This is a genomic window from Catellatospora sp. TT07R-123, from assembly GCF_018327705.1.
Taxonomy (GTDB): Bacteria; Actinomycetota; Actinomycetes; order Mycobacteriales; family Micromonosporaceae; genus Catellatospora.
The window spans coordinates 3454493-3475027 of the sequence record NZ_BNEM01000001.1 but is presented as its reverse complement, the minus strand read 5'-3'; the positions used below and the strand labels follow the sequence as shown (position 1 = coordinate 3475027).

15 protein-coding genes, 1 tRNA gene and 1 riboswitch are annotated in these 20535 nt (G+C 69.4%); of the genes, 8 read left to right on the top strand and 8 right to left on the bottom strand.

Annotation, left to right across the window (positions count from 1 at the left end; genetic code table 11):
• Window positions 1-80: 80 nt before the first annotated feature.
• Entirely contained in the window at window positions 81-1319 is a 1239-nt protein-coding gene (locus tag Cs7R123_RS14855; RefSeq protein ID WP_212826997.1) for a glycosyltransferase family 87 protein, read from the bottom strand.
• A gap of 92 nt (window positions 1320-1411) precedes the next feature.
• Here Cs7R123_RS14855 and orn point away from each other — a divergent pair, with 92 nt between their 5' ends.
• Both orn and Cs7R123_RS14845 read left to right on the top strand, forming a co-directional pair.
• Window positions 1412-2026, top strand: coding sequence for an oligoribonuclease (gene orn, locus Cs7R123_RS14850; protein ID WP_280517298.1), 615 nt, complete (start codon window positions 1412-1414; stop codon window positions 2024-2026).
• An 86-nt stretch (window positions 2027-2112) separates the two neighbouring features.
• Window positions 2113-2188: transfer RNA gene (locus tag Cs7R123_RS14845), tRNA-His, on the top strand.
• 98 nt (window positions 2189-2286) lie between these two features.
• Here the strand turns inward: Cs7R123_RS14845 and Cs7R123_RS14840 are convergent.
• The 7 genes from Cs7R123_RS14840 to Cs7R123_RS41090 all read right to left on the bottom strand — a co-directional run bounded on the left by Cs7R123_RS14840 (window position 2287) and on the right by Cs7R123_RS41090 (window position 11285).
• Complete coding sequence (locus tag Cs7R123_RS14840) at window positions 2287-3609, bottom strand: Ig-like domain-containing protein (protein ID WP_212826995.1); 1323 nt, start codon at window positions 3607-3609, stop codon at window positions 2287-2289.
• Window positions 3610-3739: 130 nt separating this feature from the next.
• Complete coding sequence (locus tag Cs7R123_RS14835) at window positions 3740-5128, bottom strand: Ig-like domain-containing protein (RefSeq protein ID WP_212826993.1); 1389 nt, start codon at window positions 5126-5128, stop codon at window positions 3740-3742.
• Window positions 5129-5293: 165 nt separating this feature from the next.
• On the bottom strand, window positions 5294-6751 hold the full coding sequence (ahcY, locus tag Cs7R123_RS14830) for an adenosylhomocysteinase (RefSeq protein ID WP_212826992.1): 1458 nt from the start codon (window positions 6749-6751) through the stop codon (window positions 5294-5296).
• A gap of 104 nt (window positions 6752-6855) precedes the next feature.
• Window positions 6856-6932: riboswitch (S-adenosyl-L-homocysteine riboswitch) on the bottom strand.
• 29 nt (window positions 6933-6961) lie between these two features.
• Entirely contained in the window at window positions 6962-7375 is a 414-nt protein-coding gene (locus Cs7R123_RS14825; RefSeq protein WP_212826990.1) for a DUF488 domain-containing protein, read from the bottom strand.
• 66 nt (window positions 7376-7441) lie between these two features.
• The gene (locus Cs7R123_RS14820; RefSeq protein WP_212826988.1) at window positions 7442-9832 is read right to left on the bottom strand and encodes an excinuclease ABC subunit UvrA; all 2391 of its coding nucleotides are present in this window, start codon (window positions 9830-9832) and stop codon (window positions 7442-7444) included.
• Between the two features lie 186 nt (window positions 9833-10018).
• Entirely contained in the window at window positions 10019-10375 is a 357-nt protein-coding gene (locus Cs7R123_RS14815) for a VOC family protein (RefSeq protein ID WP_212826986.1), read from the bottom strand.
• A gap of 190 nt (window positions 10376-10565) precedes the next feature.
• Complete coding sequence (locus Cs7R123_RS41090) at window positions 10566-11285, bottom strand: helix-turn-helix domain-containing protein (RefSeq protein ID WP_212826984.1); 720 nt, start codon at window positions 11283-11285, stop codon at window positions 10566-10568.
• 237 nt (window positions 11286-11522) lie between these two features.
• On the opposite strand from Cs7R123_RS41090, the gene Cs7R123_RS14805 reads away from it, so the two are divergent.
• The 6 genes from Cs7R123_RS14805 (at window position 11523) to Cs7R123_RS14780 (ending at window position 20519) form a co-directional block, all read left to right on the top strand.
• Entirely contained in the window at window positions 11523-12188 is a 666-nt protein-coding gene (locus tag Cs7R123_RS14805) for a DUF4097 family beta strand repeat-containing protein (protein ID WP_212826982.1), read from the top strand.
• 104 nt (window positions 12189-12292) lie between these two features.
• On the top strand, window positions 12293-13111 hold the full coding sequence (locus tag Cs7R123_RS14800; RefSeq protein WP_212826980.1) for an alpha/beta fold hydrolase: 819 nt from the start codon (window positions 12293-12295) through the stop codon (window positions 13109-13111).
• A 147-nt stretch (window positions 13112-13258) separates the two neighbouring features.
• The gene (locus Cs7R123_RS14795; RefSeq protein WP_212826978.1) at window positions 13259-15016 is read left to right on the top strand and encodes a phosphate ABC transporter substrate-binding protein PstS; all 1758 of its coding nucleotides are present in this window, start codon (window positions 13259-13261) and stop codon (window positions 15014-15016) included.
• Window positions 15017-15069: 53 nt separating this feature from the next.
• Window positions 15070-15804: a phytanoyl-CoA dioxygenase family protein gene (locus Cs7R123_RS14790; protein ID WP_212826976.1), complete on the top strand. Its 735-nt coding sequence runs from the start codon at window positions 15070-15072 to the stop codon at window positions 15802-15804.
• Between the two features lie 139 nt (window positions 15805-15943).
• On the top strand, window positions 15944-16339 hold the full coding sequence (locus Cs7R123_RS14785; protein WP_280517297.1) for an RDD family protein: 396 nt from the start codon (window positions 15944-15946) through the stop codon (window positions 16337-16339).
• Window positions 16340-17228: 889 nt separating this feature from the next.
• Window positions 17229-20519 (top strand): LamG domain-containing protein, encoded by a 3291-nt coding sequence (locus tag Cs7R123_RS14780; RefSeq protein WP_212826973.1) that lies wholly within the window; start codon window positions 17229-17231, stop codon window positions 20517-20519.
• Window positions 20520-20535: the final 16 nt, after the last annotated feature.

The following is a 20535-nucleotide window of genomic DNA, read 5'->3' as shown; positions in this document are numbered from 1 at the left end:
CTACTGGGGACCTGTCCCGGGGGAGACGTGTCCCGATGTCGTCTACGGTACGCCAAATCCGTCAGAACGGACAAGTATGTCTAATCGGTCCTTGACATGGGATAATCCGATGTTCGGTCCCTGATCGGCAGGAACGCCACCAGCACCAGGCTCGCCAGCACGTACGCGTTGCGGGCCAGGAACAGCCCCGGGGTGTCCGTCGGCACCGCCGCCACGCCCCAGTCGACCAGCGACACCACCCCGAGCAGCGGCACCGCGTACGCGGCGGCGGCGAAGGCGAGCCAGGCCCAGCGGCGTGCCCCGGACGTGTCCAGCGCGGCGGCGACCAGGGCCACCACGGCGGGCACGAACCAGTAGAGGTGGTGCGGCCAGGTGATCGGGCTGATCAGGCCGGACAGCAGGCCGGTCAGGGCCAGCGCGGCGACCCGGTCCCCGGCGCGCCCGGCCCGCGCGGCCCGCCACAGCCCGAGGGCCAGCACGGCGAGCGCGAGCAGCAGCCATACCCCCTTGGCGGGCTCGGCGGGGGCGACCAGCCGGGCCAGCAGGCCCTGCAACGACTGGTTGCCGGTGTAGTCCAGGCGGCCGACCCGCGCGGTGTCCCACAGCGCCGAGGTCCAGAACTGCCACGAGGCGCGCGGCGCGACCGCGGCGGCCAGCAGCGTCGCCCCGGCTGCGGTGACCGCCGCCGTCACCGCCGCCCGCCACTGCCGGGTGATCAGCAGGTAGACGATGAACAGGCCCGGGATGAGCTTGATCGCGGTGGCCAGGCCGATGCCGACGCCGGTCCAGCGCGAGCCGCGCGGCCCGAGCACCAGCAGGTCCAGCATGATCAGCACGATCAGCAGCATGTTGATCTGGCCGAAGGTGAGCGTCTCGCGCAGCGGCTCGATCAGCAGCACCAGTGGCGCGGCCACCCCGACCGCGAACCAGGCGGGCTGCTGCCACCGCCGCGCCAGCGGCCCCACCAGCCAGTACGTCGTGACGAGCACCGCCGCGACCGTGCCCAGCGTGAACAGCGCCGCCACCGCGCCGGTCGGCAGCAGCCCGAACAGGAACAGCAGCGCGGCCGCGAACGGGGGATAGGTGAAGTACAGAGCGCCCTGCACCCGGTCGGGCTGGGCGTAGTCGTACAGGTCGTTGCCGTCGCCCCACCAGCGCACCGCCGACAGATAGATCTTCATGTCGAAGAAGTCGTGGCTGACGCGCAGCCGCTGGAACAGCAGCGCGGCGACCGCGACCACCGCGACCACGATCGCGACCCGCGCCGCGGTGCCCGCCCCGGTCCGCTTCGCGGCGGTCTGCGCCTGTGGTGTGGACATGGCCGCAACCCTAGTCGGCCAGCCGGACTGCGCCGCCATGAGGAGCGGGCGCCGGATCGGGTCCGCGCGGGGTTCGGGCGTAGGCTGTCGCCGTGGGAGATCTTCGTAGCGCCGACCATCTCGTGTGGATCGACTGTGAGATGACCGGCCTCAATCTGGGCAGCGACGCGCTCGTCGAGATCGCGGCTCTGGTCACCGACGCCGAGCTGAACGTGCTCGGCGAGGGCGTCGACGTGGTGATCCACGCCGAGGACGCCCAGCTCGACGGGATGCTCGACGTGGTGAAGCAGATGCACGAGCGCTCGGGCCTCACCGAGGCGGTGCGCGCCTCCGCGGTCACCGTCGCCCAGGCCGAGGACATGGTGCTGGAGTACATCTCCAAGTACGTCACCGAGCCGCGTACGGCGCCGCTGTGCGGCAACTCGATCGCCACCGACCGCGGCTTCATCGTGCGGGACATGCCCCGCCTCGACGCGCACCTGCACTACCGCATGATCGACGTGTCGTCGGTGAAGGAGCTGTGCCGCCGCTGGTACCCCCGGGTGTACTTCGGGCAGCCGGAGAAGGGCCTGGCCCACCGGGCCCTGGCCGACATCCGCGAGAGCATCCGCGAACTGCGGTACTACCGCGAGGCGATCTTCGTGGCGCAGCCCGGTCCGGACGTGGACGAGGCCAAGCGGATCGCCGCCACGATGGTCCTGCCGTAACACTCCCCATACCCACTCGACGGGAGGCCGGGGGGACCGGCTATTATTAGCCGTCGCCGCGGCTGCGAGGTCAGCGGTGGACAATGGTGGTCGTAGCTCAGCTGGTAGAGCACCGGGTTGTGGTCCCGGGGGTCGCGGGTTCGAGTCCCGTCGATCACCCCATGAAGAAGCCCCGGCGGGTTTTCCCGCCGGGGCTTTCTGCTGCTCCGGTAGCAAGAAACCGGCGCCTGACCAGTGTCCTGATCAGGCGCCGGGGTGCGTCAGGCGCTGGGGGCCGGGTCCGGGGTGGCCGACGGCGACGCCGACGGGTCCGGGGTGGCCGACGGGTCCGGGGCCGGCGTCGCGGGCGGCGCGTACGGGATCGCGCTGCCCTTGACGTACTCCTCCCACGGCCTGTCCCAGTCGGTCCAGCCGTTGCCGTACTCCAGCTCGCGCGGGGTTCCGGTCGTGGTCACCGGGGTGCCGACCAGCGTGTTTTCGAACAGCCACTTGGCGTTGGCCATCGAGACGTTGACGCAGCCGTGCGACACGTTGCGGTGCCCCTGGTGCTGCACCGACCACGGCGCGGCGTGGATGAACTCGCCGCCCCAGGTCATCCGCTGCGCGAAGTCGATGTTCGTGCGGTAGCGGTTGGCCGGGTCCGGGTTGTTCATGGTGTCGAAGACGGTCTTCGCCTTCTTCTCGATGATGACCATCGTGCCGCTGGACGACGGCATGGTCGGGCGGCCCAGGCTGACCGGGATCGTCTTGACCGACTTGCCGTCCTTGAGCACCGTCATCATGTGCGTCTTGTCGTTGACCTGGAGCACCAGGTCCGGCCCGACCTTGCAGACCAGCGTCGAGTCGCGCTTGCCGTAGTAGCCGTCGCCCAGCGGCAGGCCGCCGGCGCGCACCTTGACGAAGATCTCGGTGCCGGCCTTCCAGAACTCACGCGGCCGCCAGTGCAGCTCGGTCGCGTTGTACCAGGTCCAGATGCCTTCCTGCTGCGGCGTGGTCTCCACCAGCAGGCGGCGCTGGAACGCGGCGCGCTGCGCCTTCGGGACGGCCCGGCTGGTCCGGAAGATCAGCGGCATGCCGACGCCGATGACGGCGTTGTCGGCCAGGAAGCTGCTGACCCCGACGACCTTGCCCGGCTTGGCCATCGTGGTGAACGTGGTGGTGGCCGAGACGGCCTTGCCGTCGTCGCCGGTCGCGGTCACCGTCGCCGTGTACGTGGCGCCGTAGGCCAGCGCCTTGTCCGGCAGCCAGCCCGCGCCGTCAGGGTGCATCGCCCCGGCGACCTCGGTGCCGGCCGCGTCGGCGAGCACGATCTTGGTGTCCACCGCGTCGGTGGCGGTGAACACGATCTCCGCCGAGGCGGGGATGTTCTTGCTGTCGGTGGCCGGGCCGGTGATGGTCACGGCGGCCTTCGGCGGCGTCTCCTGCGGCTTTCCGTCGCCGGAGCCGTTCCAGACCGGGGCTTTGTCGCCGGTGCACGCGGCGAGGCTGGCCACACCGGCCGCACCCGCACCGGCCAGGCCGAGTGCGGTCAGCGCGCGCCGGCGGCTCAGTTGCAGCCGGGTCAGGCGGTCGGGGGTGGGCATCGGTCTCCTCACCAAGGTCGAGGGGGGTCACAGGCAAGCGACCCATCCATCCTGCCCCAATGACGCCGGGGAGAGGTGGATGAGTTGCCTGCCGTGAGTGTTCCCACCGTACCTCGCGAAGATGCGTGCCCTACTGTCCAGGTTCGGCGTCCGGGGATTGCTCCTGCCCCGTCCCGTCCGGGTCGGCCGGGTCGGTCTCGCCCGGTTCCGTCGTGCCCGGACCCGCCACGGGCGATTCGTGCGGCGTCGTCGTCATTCCCGCGGCCGGTGAGGCCTGCGGGGCGGACGGGGCCGTGCTCGGTGTGGCGCTCGCCACGGCCTCGGGCGTGAGCGCGGCCGGGACCGGCAGGGCGCTGCCCTTGAGGAAGTCCTTCCAGCTCATGTCCCAGGCGGTGAAGCCGTTGCCGGGTTCGAGCTGGTGGCCGGTGCCCTTGACCGTGACCGGGTCGCCGACGTGGGTGTTCTCGAACAGCCAGACCGCGTTGCCGGGACCGACGTTGAGGCAGCCGTGCGAGACGTTGCGGTGGCCCTGGTCGCCCACCGACCACGGGGCCGAGTGGATGAACTCGCCGCCCCAGGTCAGCCGCTGGGCGTACTCGATGGTGACCCGGTAGTGGTCCACGCCCGGCTCGCGGGTGGTGTCGAAGACGGTGGACTCCTGCTTGTCCATGATCACCATGGTGCCGCTGGAGGAGGGGGTGCTGTCCTTGCCGAGGCTGACCGGCATCTCCTTGACCAGCTTGTCGTTGCGATACACCTGGATCTGCTTGGTCGAGTTCTTGACCTTCAGTTCCACCTTGTCCTTGGCGATCTTCGCGGTGGCGCGGCGGTCGTCGTCGCCGTAGCGGCCCTCGCCCATCGGCGCGCCCTTCAGCGCCGCCCGGACGGTCAGCGTCGTGCCGGGCTTCCAGTACTTCGGCGCCCGGTAGGTCACCTGCCGGCCGCTCATCCAGTGCCAGACGCCCGGCTGCGCCGGCTGCGTCGTGACGAACAACCGCGACTCCACCGCCGCTCTGGCGCTGTCGGGGATGGTGTCGGAGAACTCGACCACCACCGGCATCGCCACGCCGTAGGTCAGCCCGTCGAACAGGTACAGCCCGGTGCCGACCTGCCGCTGCGGCTCGGCCATGGTCCGGAACTCGGTCGACTGGGTCACCGCGTGCGACCCGTCGGTCGCGGTGACGGTCGCCGTGTAGCGGCCGGCGTAGGCGAGCGGCTTGTCCGGCACCCAGGCGGTGCCGTCCTCGCGCATCCGTCCCGGCACGATCCTGCCGTCGGGGCCGGTCAGCACCACCGAGCGGACCGAGGCGTTCGCCACGGTCACCCCGATCTCGGTGCTGGCGGGCAGGTCCTTGGCCTGCGCGACCGGTGTGACGGCCAGGGTGGGCGGGGGCGGCGCGGGCGCGGCCACCGGCGCCGCGGCCTGCTTGCGCTCACCGTCCGAACAACCACCCAGCAGCACCGGTACGGCCAGAGCCAGCGCCGCTGCCGCGGTGGACACCCCCCGCAGTGCACCCATGACGATCCCACCCCGCACGAATAGCTCCCGTTATGTCCGCTTCACATCCTGCCGTAGCGAAACGTCCTCGGGGGCGTTATCCTGCTAAAACGGGTAGTTTTGCCGGTAAACGAACGAAGCCGGGAACCGCGACGCGGCTCCCGGCTCCGATCCGGCAGTGGATGCTCAGTAGCGGTAGTGCTCGGGCTTGTACGGCCCGTCCACGTCCACACCCAGGTACTCGGCCTGCTTCTTGGTCAGCGTGGTCAGCCGCACGCCCAGGGCGTCCAGGTGCAGGCGGGCCACCTTCTCGTCCAGCAGCTTCGGCAGGACGTAGACCTTCTTCTCGTAGTCGCCCGGCTTGGTCCACAGCTCGATCTGCGCGATCACCTGGTTGGTGAACGACGCCGACATCACGAAGCTCGGGTGGCCGGTCGCGTTGCCCAGGTTCAGCAGGCGGCCCTCGGACAGCACGATGACCGAGTGCCCGTCCGGGAAGCGCCACTCGTGCACCTGCGGCTTGATCTCGACCTTCTCGACGCCGGGCCACTTGGCCAGGCCCGCCATGTCCACCTCGGTGTCGAAGTGGCCGACGTTGCCGACGATCGCGTTGTGCTTCATCTGCGACATGTGCTCGGCGGTGATGATGTCCTCGCCGCCGGTCGTGGTGATGAACAGGTCGGCCTGGCCGACCACGTCCTCCAGCCGCACGACCTGCAGGCCCTCCATCGCGGCCTGCAGCGCGCAGATCGGGTCGACCTCGGTCACCACGACGCGGGCGCCCTGGCCGCGCAGCGACTCCACCGCGCCCTTGCCGACGTCGCCGAAACCGCAGACCACGGCCACCTTGCCGCCCAGCATCACGTCGGTGCCCCGGTTGATGCCGTCGACCAGCGAGTGGCGGATGCCGTACTTGTTGTCGAACTTCGACTTGGTCACCGAGTCGTTGACGTTGATCGCCGGGAACAGCAGGCGACCCTCGTTGGCCATCCGGTACAGCCGCTCGACGCCGGTGGTGGTCTCCTCGGACACGCCCCGCACGTCCGCCGCGATCCGGGTGAACCGCTTGGCGTCGGCCTCCAGGCTGCCCCGCAGCGTCTGCAGGATCACCTGGTACTCGTGGTGGTCGTTCTCGCCCGGTGCGGGCACGGCGCCCGCCGCCTCGAACTCGACGCCCTTGTGCAGCAGCAGGGTCACGTCGCCGCCGTCGTCGACGATCATGTTCGGGCCGCGGCCGTCACCGAAGTCGAACAGCTGCATGGTGCACCACCAGTAGTCCTCCAGCGTCTCGCCCTTCCAGGCGAACACCGGAGTGCCGGACGGCGCCGCCACCGTGCCCTTGCCCACGACGACCGCGGCGGCCGCGTCGTCCTGCGTCGAGAAGATGTTGCAGGACACCCAGCGGACCTCGGCACCCAGCGACACCAGCGTCTCGATCAGCACCGCGGTCTGCACCGTCATGTGCAGCGAGCCCGCCACCCGGGCCCCGCGCAGCGGCTGCGCCTCGGCGTACTCCCGGCGGAGCGCCATCAGGCCGGGCATCTCGTGCTCGGCCAGGCGGATCTGGTGCCGACCGGCCTCGGCCAGCGACAGGTCAGCCACGGCGAAGTCGACCCCGTTGAGGTGCTGCAGTTTCGCGCTCATGAATCCTCTCCCATGAAACGTGAACGGGTTGTCGGACCCGAGCGGGAGGCGATCCGGGTCGCCGACGCGGCACAGCCACAGGGCAACAAAAAAGGACACCTCCTCGATCGGAGGCGCCCTTGAAGGTGAAGGCCGGGCCGAGCGTGGCGGGTGGTCACCCGTCGCAGCGCCTCTCGACCTCGACCGCGCATTGCGCGTTCACGAACTCTATCACGATTTCGGCCCGCCACCGTGCGGCCGACCGCCGTGCCCACCGCTGCCCGGCTTGCCTTCCAACACGCTCACCAGCACCGGAACGTGGCTGTGCGCGACGTCCTTGGCCGAGGTCAGCAACGTCACCGGCCCGCGTCCGAGCGCCGCCCACAGCCGGGCCAGCCCCGCCTGCTGGTCGGGGCCGTCCAGCTCGTGCAGGTAGCGCCGGGTGAACTCGTCCCGGCGCCCGTCCGGGTCTTCGTGGTACCACTTGCGCAGCTCCGTGGACGGGGTGACCTCCTTGGGCCACTCGTCGACCCGGGCGGCCTCCTTGGCCAGGCCGCGCGGCCACAGCCGGTCGACGAGGACCCGGTGGCCGTCGTCGCCGGCCGGTGGGTCGTACACCCGCTTCATCCGCAGCACACGGTCCACTCAACCACAGCCGCCCGCCGCGAGGCCGGGTTCTCCCAGCGTGGAGCTGGAAGAACCCGGCGCGCGTCAGCGGGTGACGTACTCGGCCAGGTGCTGGCCGGTGAGGGTGGCGCGGGCGGCGACCAGGTCGGCCGGGGTGCCCTCGAAGATGATCCGGCCGCCGTCGTGCCCGGCCCCGGGGCCGAGGTCGATGATCCAGTCGGCGTGCGCCATGACCGCCTGGTGGTGCTCGATCACGATCACCGACTTGCCGGCGTCGACCAGCCGGTCCAGCAGGCCGAGCAGGTGCTCCACATCGGCCAGGTGCAGGCCGGTGGTCGGCTCGTCCAGGACGTACACCCCGCCCGGGTCGCCCATGTTGGTGGCGAGCTTGAGCCGCTGCCGCTCGCCGCCGGACAGCGTGGTGAGCGGCTGGCCGAGGGTGAGGTAGCCGAGGCCGACGTCGGCGAGCCGGTCGAGGACCTTGTGCGCGGCGGGCGTACGCGCCTCGCCGGCGCCGAAGAACTCCTCCGCCTCGGTCACCGACATCGCGAGCACCTCGCTGATGTCGCGGCCGCCGAGGTGGTAGTCCAGCACCGCGGCGGAGAAGCGCCTGCCCTCGCACTCCTCGCAGGTGGTGGCCACCCCGGCCATGATGGCCAGGTCGGTGTAGATGACCCCGGCGCCGTTGCAGGTGGGGCAGGCGCCCTCGGAGTTGGCGCTGAACAGCGCGGGCTTGACCCCGTTGGCCTTCGCGAACGCCTTGCGGATCGGCTCCAGCAGCCCCGTGTACGTCGCCGGGTTGCTGCGCCGCGAGCCGCGGATCGCGCCCTGGTCGACCGTGACCACCCCGTCGCGGTCGGACACCGAGCCGTGGATCAGCGAGCTCTTGCCCGACCCGGCCACGCCGGTCACCACGACCAGCACGCCCAGCGGGATGTCGACGTCGACGCTCTGGAGGTTGTGGGAGTCGGCGCCGCGGATCTTCAGCGCGCCCGACGGCTTGCGCACCTTCGGCTTCAGGCTCGCGCGGTCGTCCAGGTGCCGCCCGGTCAGGGTGCCGCTGGCCCGCAGCCCTTCGACCGTGCCCTCGAACACGACCTCGCCGCCGGCGGTGCCCGCGTGCGGGCCGAGGTCGACGACGTGGTCGGCGATCGCGATCGCCTCCGGCTTGTGCTCCACCACGAGCACCGTGTTGCCCTTGTCGCGCAGCTGGAGCAGCAGCTTGTTCATCCGCTGGATGTCGTGCGGGTGCAGGCCGATGGTGGGCTCGTCGAAGACGTACGTGACGTCGGTGAGCGAGGAGCCCAGGTGGCGGATCATCTTGGTGCGCTGCGCCTCGCCGCCGGACAGGGTGCCGGACGGGCGGTCCAGCGACAGATAGCCCAGCCCGATCTCCACGAACGAGTCCAGGGTCTGCCCGAGCGCGGTGAGCAGCGGCGCCACGGACGGGTCGGCGAGCTCGCGCACCCAGTCGGCCAGGTCGCTGATCTGCATCGCGCAGGCGTCGGCGATGTTGATGCCCTTGATCTTCGAGGACCGGGCGGCCGCGCTGAGCCGGGTGCCCTCGCAGTCGGGGCAGACGGTGAACGTCACGGCCCGCTCCACGAACGCGCGGATGTGCGGCTGCATCGCGTCGACGTCCTTGGCCAGGAACGACTTCTGGATCTTCGGGATCAGGCCCTCGTAGGTCAGGTTGATGCCCTCGACCTTGATCTTCGTCGGCTCCTTGTGGAGCAGGTCGTTCAGCTCGCGCTTGGTGTACTTGCTGATCGGCTTGTCCGGGTCGAAGAAGCCGCAGCCGCGATAGATGCGGCCGTACCAGCCGTCCATGCTGTAGCCGGGGATGGTCAGGGCGCCCTCGTTGAGGGACTTGCCGTCGTCGTACAGCGCGGTCAGGTCGAAGTCGGTGACCTTGCCGATGCCCTCGCAGCGCGGGCACATGCCGCCCGTGATGCTGAACTCCCGCCGCTCCTTGGTCTTCTCGCCGCCGCGCTCGATGGTGACCGCGCCCGCGCCGCTGATCGAGGCGACGTTGAAGGAGAACGCCTGCGCCGAGCCGATGTGCGGCTGCCCGAGGCGGCTGAACAGGATCCGCAGCATCGCGTTGGCGTCGGTGGCCGTGCCGACGGTCGAGCGCGGGTTGGCGCCCATCCGCTCCTGGTCGACGATGATCGCCGTCGTCAGCCCTTCGAGCACGTCGACCTCGGGCCGGGCCAGCGTCGGCATGAACCCCTGCACGAACGTGCTGTACGTCTCGTTGATCATCCGCTGCGACTCGGCGGCGATCGTGTCGAACACCAGCGAGCTCTTGCCCGACCCGGAGACCCCCGTGAACACCGTCAGCCGGCGCTTCGGGATCTCGATGTCGACGTTCTTGAGGTTGTTCTCGCGCGCGCCCAGCACGCGGATCAGATCGTGGCTGTCAGCAGCGTGCGGGGTGGACGCCCGCGGGTCCGTCTTCGCGGCCTTGGTCATCGAATCTCCCTCTGGTCGGGCGGGCCGCCGGCGAGGTCCGCCCCGGCGGCCGCCTGGCATGATCTGCCCGGCATCAAGCTGTACGTCTGTTTCGTCCATGTCGGCATGGCCGCGGCAACGGTACGCCGTCGCGCCGCACACGTGTGGGGTTGTCTGCACAAGCCCACACGTGTGAGCGCGCGCGGGTCACCGGTCCTGGAGCAGACCCAGCACGTTGCCGTCCGGGTCGGTGAACGTGGCCACCAGACGGCCGCCGCCGACGTCGCGCACCGCGTCCTTCAGCGTGCCGCCGGCCGCGGTCACCTCGGCCAGCTTCGCCTCGATGTCCGACACGTGCCAGTACGCCACCGGCGAGGTCATGGCCTGCGGGCCGCCGCTGGGCACCAGCCCGATCTGCTGGCCGGCGACCTCGTAGCCGACGTAGTAGGAGGAGTCGGTCTGCGGTTCGGTGCCGAGCAGCGCGCTGTACACGGCCTTGGCCGCGGCCAGGTCGGACACGGGGTGCAGCAGGGTCTTGACGCCGTCGATGGAAGAGCCGCTCATGGTCACTCCTGAAGTCGTGGGTCGCGTTCGACCCGGGTTCCGCGCCACCGTGGTGCCGGATGGCCTCTTTAAAGGGCATACCTGGCGTTCACGACATTGGTGACGTCCACGGCGATCACCCTAGTCGCACAGCGGTGACCTGGGCTTCTCGAATCCTGACCGGTATGCGGCCGCGCCGGACCGGGGTGGATCAGGCGCTCTCGGACCTCGTGTGGAGGATCTCGCGGGCCTGCTCGGCGGCGCGGGTGATGCTCTCGCTGATGAAGTCGAGGAAGCGGGCGATGTTCTCCAGGCGGGCGGCGGCCGGGGTGCCGGCCCCGAGGATGGCCACGCCCTGGCGCGCGACACCCACGAGCTGGTCGTTGGCGCGGGCGCTGGCGATCGTCGCCTGGAAGAAGAGCTCGTCGTCGACGATGTAGCGGTCGCGGCGGCGGTCGTCGCGCTCGCGGCGGACCAGGCTCTGGCTCTCCAGGAAGGCGATCGCCTTGGAGATGGACGCCGGGCTGACCTGGAGGCGCTGCGCGAGCTGGGGCGCGGTGAGGCTGCCCGCGTCGGTGGTGAACAGCATCGTCAGCACGCGGGAGCTCATCTTGGACAGGCCCGAGGCCATGAGGACGGTGGTGAGCGTCTCCTCGTACTCGGCTATCGCGTTCGCGTCCCGGCCGTGGGGCTGCGGAGCCGCCGCCGAGCCGGGGGCGGAGGCGGGCCGGCGCCGGTGGGCGCGGCGTTCGGTGGCGCGGTGCGCCAGGTCGGCGCGGTATGCCGTCGGGCCGCCGTTGCGCATCACCTCGCGGGTGATCGTCGAGGTCGGACGGTCGAGCCGGCGGGCGATCTCGGCGTAGGGGAGGCTGTCGGCCAGCCCCACCGCGATCTGCTGGCGTTCCTGCTGGCTGAGCCTGCCTCCCGGCATCACTGTCTCCCTGGTCGTTGCGCGCGGCGTTGCCTGACGGCCTCGCCACTATAGCGTTCACTTCTCTTCCATTGCAACGCAGGGCGCAGCTCCTATTGCATTGATAACTCATCCATTGCAACAATATCAAGCCTGTGAGCTCTGGTTATGACTGACGTGTGCAACGAGTGTGTTGCCTAGTTTTGGAAAGCAACGTAGCGTTTCTCATGTCAGAAACAACGAGCACAGGAGAATGTGATGCAGAAGTTCGCCACCCCCGCCCCGATCTCCGCCGTCCTGGACATCACCGCCGGCCGCATCCAGTTCATCGCCGCCGACCGGGCCGACACCACCGTCGAGATCCGCCCGGCCAACCCGGACAAGAGCCGCGACGTCAAGGCCGCCGAGCAGACCACCGTCGCGTACGCCGACGGAGTCCTGCGGATCAGCAGCGCCGAGCCGAAGAACCAGCTCTTCGGGCCGTCCGGCTCGGTGGAGGTCACCGTCCAGCTGCCCGCCGGTTCCCGCGTCGAGGCCAAGACCGCCGCCTCCGAGCTGCGCGGCGTCGGCCGCCTCGGCGACGTCGCCTTCGAGGGCGCGTACCGGCAGATCAAGATCGATGAGGCGGCGAGCGTGCGCCTCACCGCGCTCGACGGCGACGTCGAGGTCGGCCGGCTCACCGGACCGGCGCAGATCAGCACCATGCGGGGCGCGATCCGGATCGCCGAGGCCGTGCGCGGCCCGGTCGTCCTGAGCACCCAGTACGGCGACATCTCGGTGGCCGCGGCCGCCGGTGTCTCGGCCGCCATGGACGCCGGCACCAGCTACGGCCGCATCAGCAACACCCTCAAGAACGACGGCACCGTCGGGCTCGACATCCGCGCCACCACCTCCTACGGCGACATCACCGCCTGCAGCCTCTGAGCAGCAGGACAGCCGGCCGGGCCCGTCAGCGGCCCGGCCGTCCCCTCCCATGGGGCCCGCGGGGCCCGATTCCGTACGGACACGAACACGACCAGGAGCGAACCATGACGAAGAACAGCCTCTCCGCGACCGACGCGACCTGGACCGGCATGGTGCCGGTCGACGACACTGCACTGGCCGCCACCGACACCGGCGGCTCCGGCATCCCCGTGGTCTACCTCAACGGCCAGTTCGCCACCCAGGGATACTGGCGGCGGGTCATCGGCGAATTAGGGCCGGGCTGGCGGCACATCACATACGACGAGCGGGCGCGGGGCAGGAAGTCCCTGCTCTCGGCCGACTACTCGTTCGAGGCCGCCGTGCGCGACGTCGACGCGGTGCTCGCGGCCAGGAACGTCGAGCGGGCGCTGGTGGTCGGCTGGTCCTACGGGGCGTTCGTGGCGGCGCACTGGGCCAGCCGGAACCCGGACCGGGCCCTGGGCGCGGTGCTGGTCGAGGGCGCGCAGCCGTACGACTGGCTGGACGAGGCCATGGAGCAGCGCATCCGCAAGCTGTTCAAGCGGATCGGGTGGTTCACGCGGCCGCTGCGGCCGACGGGTCTCGTCCCGCGGATGAGCGCCGCGCAGCAGGCCGAGAGCAACATCGAGCTCGGCCGGATCGCCCGCGAGAGCGCGCTGGGCCCGGTGCTGGACCGCATCAGCGTCCCGACGCGGTACGTGGTGGCTTCCGGGGCGTCGCTCGGCAGCCGCGGGGACGAGCAGGAGCGGATCCGCGCCAGCCTCGACCGGGTGACCGCGCGGAATCCCAACATCATGATCAGCGCGAAGGTCGCGAGCAACCACGACAAGATCCTGATGAAGGACTTCCTGGCCGTTGCCGACGCCGTACGGCAGGTCGCCGCCGCGGCCGGGCCTGCGGCCTGACGACGTACAGCCCGCCCCGGCAGCCGTTGCCGGAGCGGGCTTCATCGTGTGAGCACATACGACGTTCGCCCGCCGTTCACACACCCATGATCGCCCGGAAAGCCGCATGGTCTTTGCTGTGGGCCGGCACGGTACGGGGGAGTGACCATGGTGCGCAGCTTCATTTCTCGGCGGATCGCCGCGACCATCGCCGCAGTGGTGGTGGTGACGTCGGCGACTGCGGGGCCCGCGTACGCCGATCCCTACGTGCCGATCTCGGGCGCCGGCTCCAGTTGGGCCGCACCGCTGGTCTACCAATCGGCTGCCAACGTCAGGCAGTTCGGTCTGACCGTCAACTACGCCGACACCGGTGCGACCGACGGGCGCAACAGATTCCGTTCGGGTGTCGTCGACTTCGCGGTGTCGGAAGTCCCGTACGGCCTGGATGCCTTCGGCGTCAGCGACCAGCCGCCGACGCGCCCGTTCAGCTATGTTCCGTTCGTGGCCGGGGCCACGGTTTTCGCGTACAACCTCAAGGTCGGGACCACGCGGGTCACGAACCTGCGCCTGTCCAGCTCCGTGCTCGCGGGCATCTTCACCGGCCGGATCACCGCCTGGAACGACCCGCAGATCCACGCCGACAACCCCGGCATCGCGCTGCCGCCCAAAACCATCACCCCGGTGGTGCGGTTGGACGCGTCGGGCACCACCCTCCAGCTGACCTCCTGGCTGGCGGCACAGCAGCCCGCCCGGTGGCGCGAATACTGCGCCGCGGCCGGACTGCCCGAGCCGTGCGCGCCGACCATGGTGTTCCCCGTCGCGGCAGGCAGCGGGCTCAAGGCCTTCGCCGGCTCGAACGGGGTGGCCGGGTACGTGAAGTCGGCGCTCAACGACGGTGCCATCACGTACGTCGAAGCCTCGTACGCCCTCAACCTCACCCTGCCCACGGCCAAGGTGCTCAACACGGCTGGTTACTACACCGCCCCCACGGCGGCCGCGGTCGGCGTCGCGCTGACCGGCGCGCGGATCAACCCGGACCAGACCGCCGACCTGAGCGGCGTCTACGCCAACCCCGACCCCCGCGCGTACCCGCTGTCCGGCTACGCGTACCTGATCGTCCCCACCAGCACCGCCTCAACCTTCTCCGCTGAGAAGGGACACACCCTGACGGCGTTCGCCGCCTACGGGCTGTGCGCGGGGCAGGGTCAAGCGGAGGCCCTCGGCTATGCGCCGCTGCCCGTGAACCTGGTGCGTGGTGGATTCGAGCAGTTGCTTCGGATTCCCGGCGGCGACCCGGCGGCACTGAACCTCGCCACCTGCGCCAACCCGACGTTCACCCCGGACGGCACCGACATGCTGCTCTCGACCGCGCCCATGCCCAATCCCTGCGACCAGCAGGGCACTGCCTGCGGAGGTCTGGTCACGGGAGCGGCCGAGTTCCTGCAGACGACCGTCGTGCCCGGAGCGTTGACCATCACCGTGGCCGGGAGCGGCGTGGTCCTGCCGCCGATGGCGCTGACCTCGGACGCGTCGCTGCTCAGCACCGCGGGAATGCTGCCTGCCGTCACCGTTTCCGACACCCGGGCCGGCAACCCGGGGTGGAACATCTCGGGGCAGGTCGGTGACTTCTCCGACGGGGCCGGGCATGTGATCGCGGGGGCGAATCTCGGCTGGTCACCTGTGCTGGTCAGCAAGCAGCCGCCGCAGGTCGTGGTGCTCGGGGCGGTCGTCGTGCCCGCAGCGGGAGCCGCACCTGGGGCGCCGGTGCCGTCCGGTGTCGGTCTGGCCGGCGGCGCGACGCTGGCGACGGCGGCTCCGCTCGGCGGCAACGGAACCACGATGGTCGGCGCCGAACTCACGCTCAACGCGCCGACCTCGACTCCGCCGGGCACCTACTCCGCGACCCTGACCTTCACCGTGATCTAGCGCGGGCCGGTAAATCGGTCGCCGCTGTACGCGTCCCTGCCTACCGTGGCGGCATGTGGGACATCGAACAGCTTCGCCGTTTCGGTGATGACGGGTACATCGTCGTACGGGACGTGGTGCCTGCGGACGTGCTGGCTGCCGCCACCCTCCGGGTCGACGCCCTGGCGCGGCAGCGCCCACCGGCGCCGGATCACACCGGGCACCACTTCTACTTCGAACCCGGCCGCCGAGAGCCGGATCTGCTCGGCCTGCTGACCGGCAGCCCGGCGTGGGAGCTGGCGGCCGGGCTGACCGCGCCGCGCACGCTCCAGGTGCCTGACCAGGTGCAGGTGGCGCTGACGTATCCGCCCCACCCGCCACGGCCCGGTCGCGGGCACATCGACGGGATCAGCCCTCCGGAACCCGACGGCCGTCCGGGGACGTTCACCATGCTGGCCGGGTTCATCCTGTCCGACCAGAGCGAGGACGACATGGGCAACCTCTGCGTGTGGCCGGGCAGCCACCGCCAGATCGCCTCGTACTTCGCCAAGGCCGGTCCGGACGCGATCCTGGCCACCGGCGGCTATCCGCCGGCCGACCACGACCGGATGGTGCAGGTGCACGCCAACCCCGGGGACCTGGTCCTGGCTTCGTACCTGCTGTCTCACAACATCGGCGCGAACACGTCTGCGGTGCTGCGCAAGAGCGTGTACTTCCGGCTGAAGACCGTCAGCCATGACCGCTCATGGCGTGACTATGTCCAGGACGAGCTGTACGAGTTCGAACCTGTACGCGCGGCACTCTCCTGACGCGTGACGATCGACTTCGTCCAACGCTCGACCACCATTCTTGACTTGCGGGCGGAGCCGCGGCTCGTCTGCTTGTCAGGGGTGAGCGCCGTATCCCGAAGGTCGCTACTGTGTCTGCCGTTCCCCTTAGGAGGTTGCGTTGCGGTATGCAAGTTGGTTCGCGCGGGCGGCTGCGTTCTTGATCGACGTTCTGTTGTTCGTTGCAGTATTGACGATCGTGAACTTGAGCGGCGTTGCCGAGCTGTCCGATACGGCAGCCTATGGTGCGGCGCTGGCCGTACTTGCAGTTCATGGAGCCAACCGTTGGTATTTCGGCGGTAGGTCAGGCCAGTCTCTTGGGCGCAAGCTGGTGGGAATTCGGCTGGTTTGGGAGCGGGGGGAGCGGCCGATCGGTACCTTTCCTGCTTTCTTGCGGGATCTGACTCATGCGGTGGACACGTTTGCGCTGTACATCGGCTGGCTGTTTCCGCTCTGGGACGCCAAGCGGCAGACGTTTGCCGACAAGATCTCCAGCACTGTGGTGCTGAAGGCCTGAGGCTCGCGAGGTTGGGCGTTCAGCTGGCTGGACTTGCCATTTTCAGGTGGGTCCAGCCAGCTGTTTTCTGCGCACGGCATGCTGGGTGGAGGCTATTGCCGACTGAGCGGTCATCAGGCGTACATCGACATGGCTCCGGCGCATGATGTAACGGATGAGTAACGATCAGCCATCCGTTACCGGATGATCGCGGCTAAGCCCCTGGATCCTTCATGTACTACGGAAAGTAATCAACTCAGCTTGGTCGCACTATCTAATAGACCCATGTCGATCAAAATTGTGTGTTGGGCTCTACGGCTGCTCGGAAAGAGGGGCAGCGATTGTCGGTTGGCACGTCTAGCGTGCGAGTCTTGTGGATGTTCATCGCAGAGTTAAGGTTTTCCTCGCGAGCCGGAGGGTTTCGAGCCTCTGGCGCCGCAGAGGTGTTCTCGGGCGTGTTGCGAGTTTAGTCGGCCTGGTTGGACTGGGTGTCGCGGTGCCTGTCCAGCCAACGGCCGCGGTTGCGGCGGGGTGTGCTGCTGCCGCGGGTACTGAGACTCAAGCTGTGGCGTTGGCTGCTGCCTGTGGCACGCCTGTGGTCGTGGACTCGCTGACCACGGAGTACCTGCAGGTGTCGGCGTAGCCGACAGGGGAGCTTCGGCTTGAGTCGGCGGTAGTGCCGCAGCGGGCGAAGGTCGCCGGCGGATCGTGGATGCCCCTCGACCTTCAGCTGGTTGCTGGCGCGGACGGTGTGTTGCGCCCTGCGGTGTCCGCCAGTGATGTGCGTTTCTCCGGAGGTGGTTCCGGTCCGCTGGTCAGCCTGCGGCGAGACGGCCACCGATTCGATCTGTCGTGGCCGTCCCCGCTGCCAGCGCCGTCGGTCTCAGGCGACTCGGCGACCTACGGCAACGTGCTGCCAGATGTCGATCTGGTGGTGCGCGCGACGCGTACGGGATTCACCCATGTGCTGGTCGTCAAGACCGCGTCGGCGGCTGCCAACCCGGCGGTCCGGTCGGTGCACTTCGACGTCGCCGGCGACGTGGAGATCATCGAGTCTGGCAATGGCGCGCTGCGTGCGATGGCTGGCGGTGAGGTCGTCGCTGTGGGCCAGCCACCGGTGATGTGGGACTCCGCCCAGTCGTGGCCGGAAGGCAGTGACGTCGTCACCGGCCAAGGCTTAGCAGAAAGGAGCGCGGACCCCACGTCAGGGTCGGGATCCTCGGCTGACGGCGCGTCCGACGCGGCGCAGATCGTGCCGGTTGACGCGCAGGTGACCACGGACGGGGACCTTGTCCTGGTCCCGGACACCGCTCTGTTGGCTAACGGGGCGTTTCCGCTCTATATCGATCCGCCATGGGACGATGACGACAACAGGTGGGCCTACGCCACCAATAACAACTCCTCCAACACGGACTACACCTCGGCGCGGGTAGGCAAGAACCCCGACACTGGGGTGCTGTACCGGTCGTTCTTCGAGTTCCCGACGACGGACGAGAACATTGTGCCGCTGCGTGGCAGGCAGATCCGCAGCGCCAAGGTTCAGATCGAGCTGGACCACTCGTGGTCGTGCGGCCCGACGAAGACGAACCTGTACCGGACGTCGCTGATCGATGCGACGATGCGGGCGACGTGGTCGAAGATGAAGCTGGTCAACCACCTTGACGCGGTCGATGCCAATGCCAACGAGGATGGCGGCTGCTCGTCCCTGCAGCCCGACGTCACGGTGAACTTCGCCGCTGCGGCGGTTACGGCGCAGGTGCAGACGGCGGCGACGAGCAACTGGACGACGATCACCGTCGGTCTGTGCGCCTGCAACGACGCCGCCGGAAGCTCCGAGACGTCCCAGGACAGGTGGAAGCGGTACAACCCGGCCAAGGCGTTCCTGGTCGTGGACTACAACACCGCACCCACCGCGCCGACTGACCTGCGGTTCGGTACGTTCACGTGCCCGTCGGCGCCTGAACTCACTGCCCCGCCGTTGACGGGGTCTGTCAGCACGACGCTGGAGGCGCTGGCCAACGACGCCGACGGCGGGACGGCCGACGTGACGTTCCGGCGGGTCGAGATCCCGGCCGGTACCACAAACCCGGACACGCTGACCGGCTACACCGACGTCACCTACACGAGCAAGCCGGTCAACAGCAAAGCGGCCGGGCAGGCTCCGAACGCCTCGCGGGTGCAGGCTCCGGTGACCGGGCTGGTCGACGGCAAGGTGTACGGCTTCAAGGTCAAGTCTCGTGACCCGAACACGGTGACCGGGTTCAGCGCGGACAGCCCGTGGTCGCAGTGGTGCGTGTTCGCCGTCGATGTGGGCATCCCGCCGACCCCGGGCCTGTCGTCGGCGAACTGTCCGGAGGATCAGACCACGGCCGTCGGGCCGGGCGAGACCTGCACGGTCCAGATGACCACGACCGCCACCGACGCCGCCTACTTCGAGTACTGGTTCGAGGGCCAGTCGCATCGCACCGTCGCGGTGGATGCCGACAAGCAGGTCGATGTGCCGGTGACACCGATCAAGTACGGGCTGAACACGTTCAACGTGTTCGTCGTGGACACCAGCGGCCACCCGTCGGCGTCGGAGCGGACCTACTCCTTCTACGTGGCGTCGCCGTCCAAGCCGCAGGCCCACTGGGACCTGGAGGAACTGCCACCGTCGTTCGACCAGTCCGCCGCCTTGCACGATCAGGGCCTCGGTACGGTCACGAACCTGACGTCGTTCAACGGGACCTGGGACGCCGACACCCGCCTTGTCGGTGCGCGTACGGCCGGGTTCAACGGCACCTCGCAGGCCGCTACCGCGACGGGTCCGGTGGTGTCGACGACTGGGTCGTTCAGTATCTCGGCCTGGGTTCGGCTGGGTGCGCTGCCGACCGACGACAACACCGCCGTCACCCAGGACGGCACCGACGCGGCGGGCTTTCAGCTGGGCGTCCGCATGGTCGGGTCGCCGCTGGCGCCGCGATGGTCGTTCACGATGAAGGACACCTCGGCCCAGTCGAGCGCGACGAAGACCGCGTTCAGCCCGAACGCCCTGACCGCGGCCGACGTCGGTCAGTGGACGCACATCGCCGGTGTGTACGACACCAACGCCAAGAAGATCCGCCTCTATGTCAACGGGGTACTGCTCGGCGGCACCGACCGGACCACCGCATCCTGGCAGGCGACCGGCAACTTCGCGGTCGGCCGCGGCTTCGCCAGCGGAGCGGCGAGCAAATGGTGGAAGGGATCGGTCGCCGACGTCCGTGCCTGGGACCGTGCACTGGTCGCCGAGGACTTCACCCCGCAGCCGATCTCCGGCGACGTGGGCCTGGTCGACCACGACATCACCGCGCAGTGGAACTTCGACGCGATCCGCCTGTGCACCCCGATGGTGTGCCCCACTGTCACCGACGTCTCCACCTTCGGCCGGGAGCTGCAGCTGCAGCCCGGCTCGTTGACCGGCCCGGATCAGTCACCTGCCAGTGAGACCTGCCAGTTGGGCGGCCGGTACACGGTGGCGGTCTTCGACACCTGCGACCTGGACTACAGCGATCCCGGCAGCTCGGGGCCCGAGTTCGGCACCGTGCTCAAGGACTACGGTACGGCGGGTGCGCCTGATTGGCGCCATGCTCCGGTGGTGCGGACTGACACCTCGTTCACGGTGTCGGCGTGGGTCCGGCCGCAGGAGGATTCGCTGCTGACCGGCTGCCGCACCGTCGTAGCGCAGGATGCCACGGTCGTCGGCGGCCCGGTGTCCGGGTTCTACCTGCGCAGCTGCCCCCAGCTGGAAAGCGGCGGGACCACGACTGCGCGCTGGCAGGTGATGATGCGCGACACCGCCGCAGCCAGCGGCAGCGGCGTCACCGTCACCGGGTTGCAGCCGATCGCGTCGTCGGCCGACCCGTCGGTCGCCGCACTCACCGCTGGGCGGTGGACGTTCCTGACCGCGGTCTACGACACCACCACCCGCGAGATCCGGCTCTACGTCGACGGTGTGCTCCAAGGCTCGGCTGTCCGCCCGGCGAACACGGCCTGGAACGCCGTCGGAGCACTGACTCTGGGCCGGGCGCGCTGGTTCGACGCCCTGCACGCCGACGGTATGGACGCCGACTTCTTCCTGGGCGGGGTCGACCAGGTCACCGTCTACGCCGGAGTCCTCGACCAGACCGCCATCGACCAGGCCTACCTGGCCGAGAACGAAGCCCCACCCCAGCAAGGGTGACCCCGGGGCTGGGCGG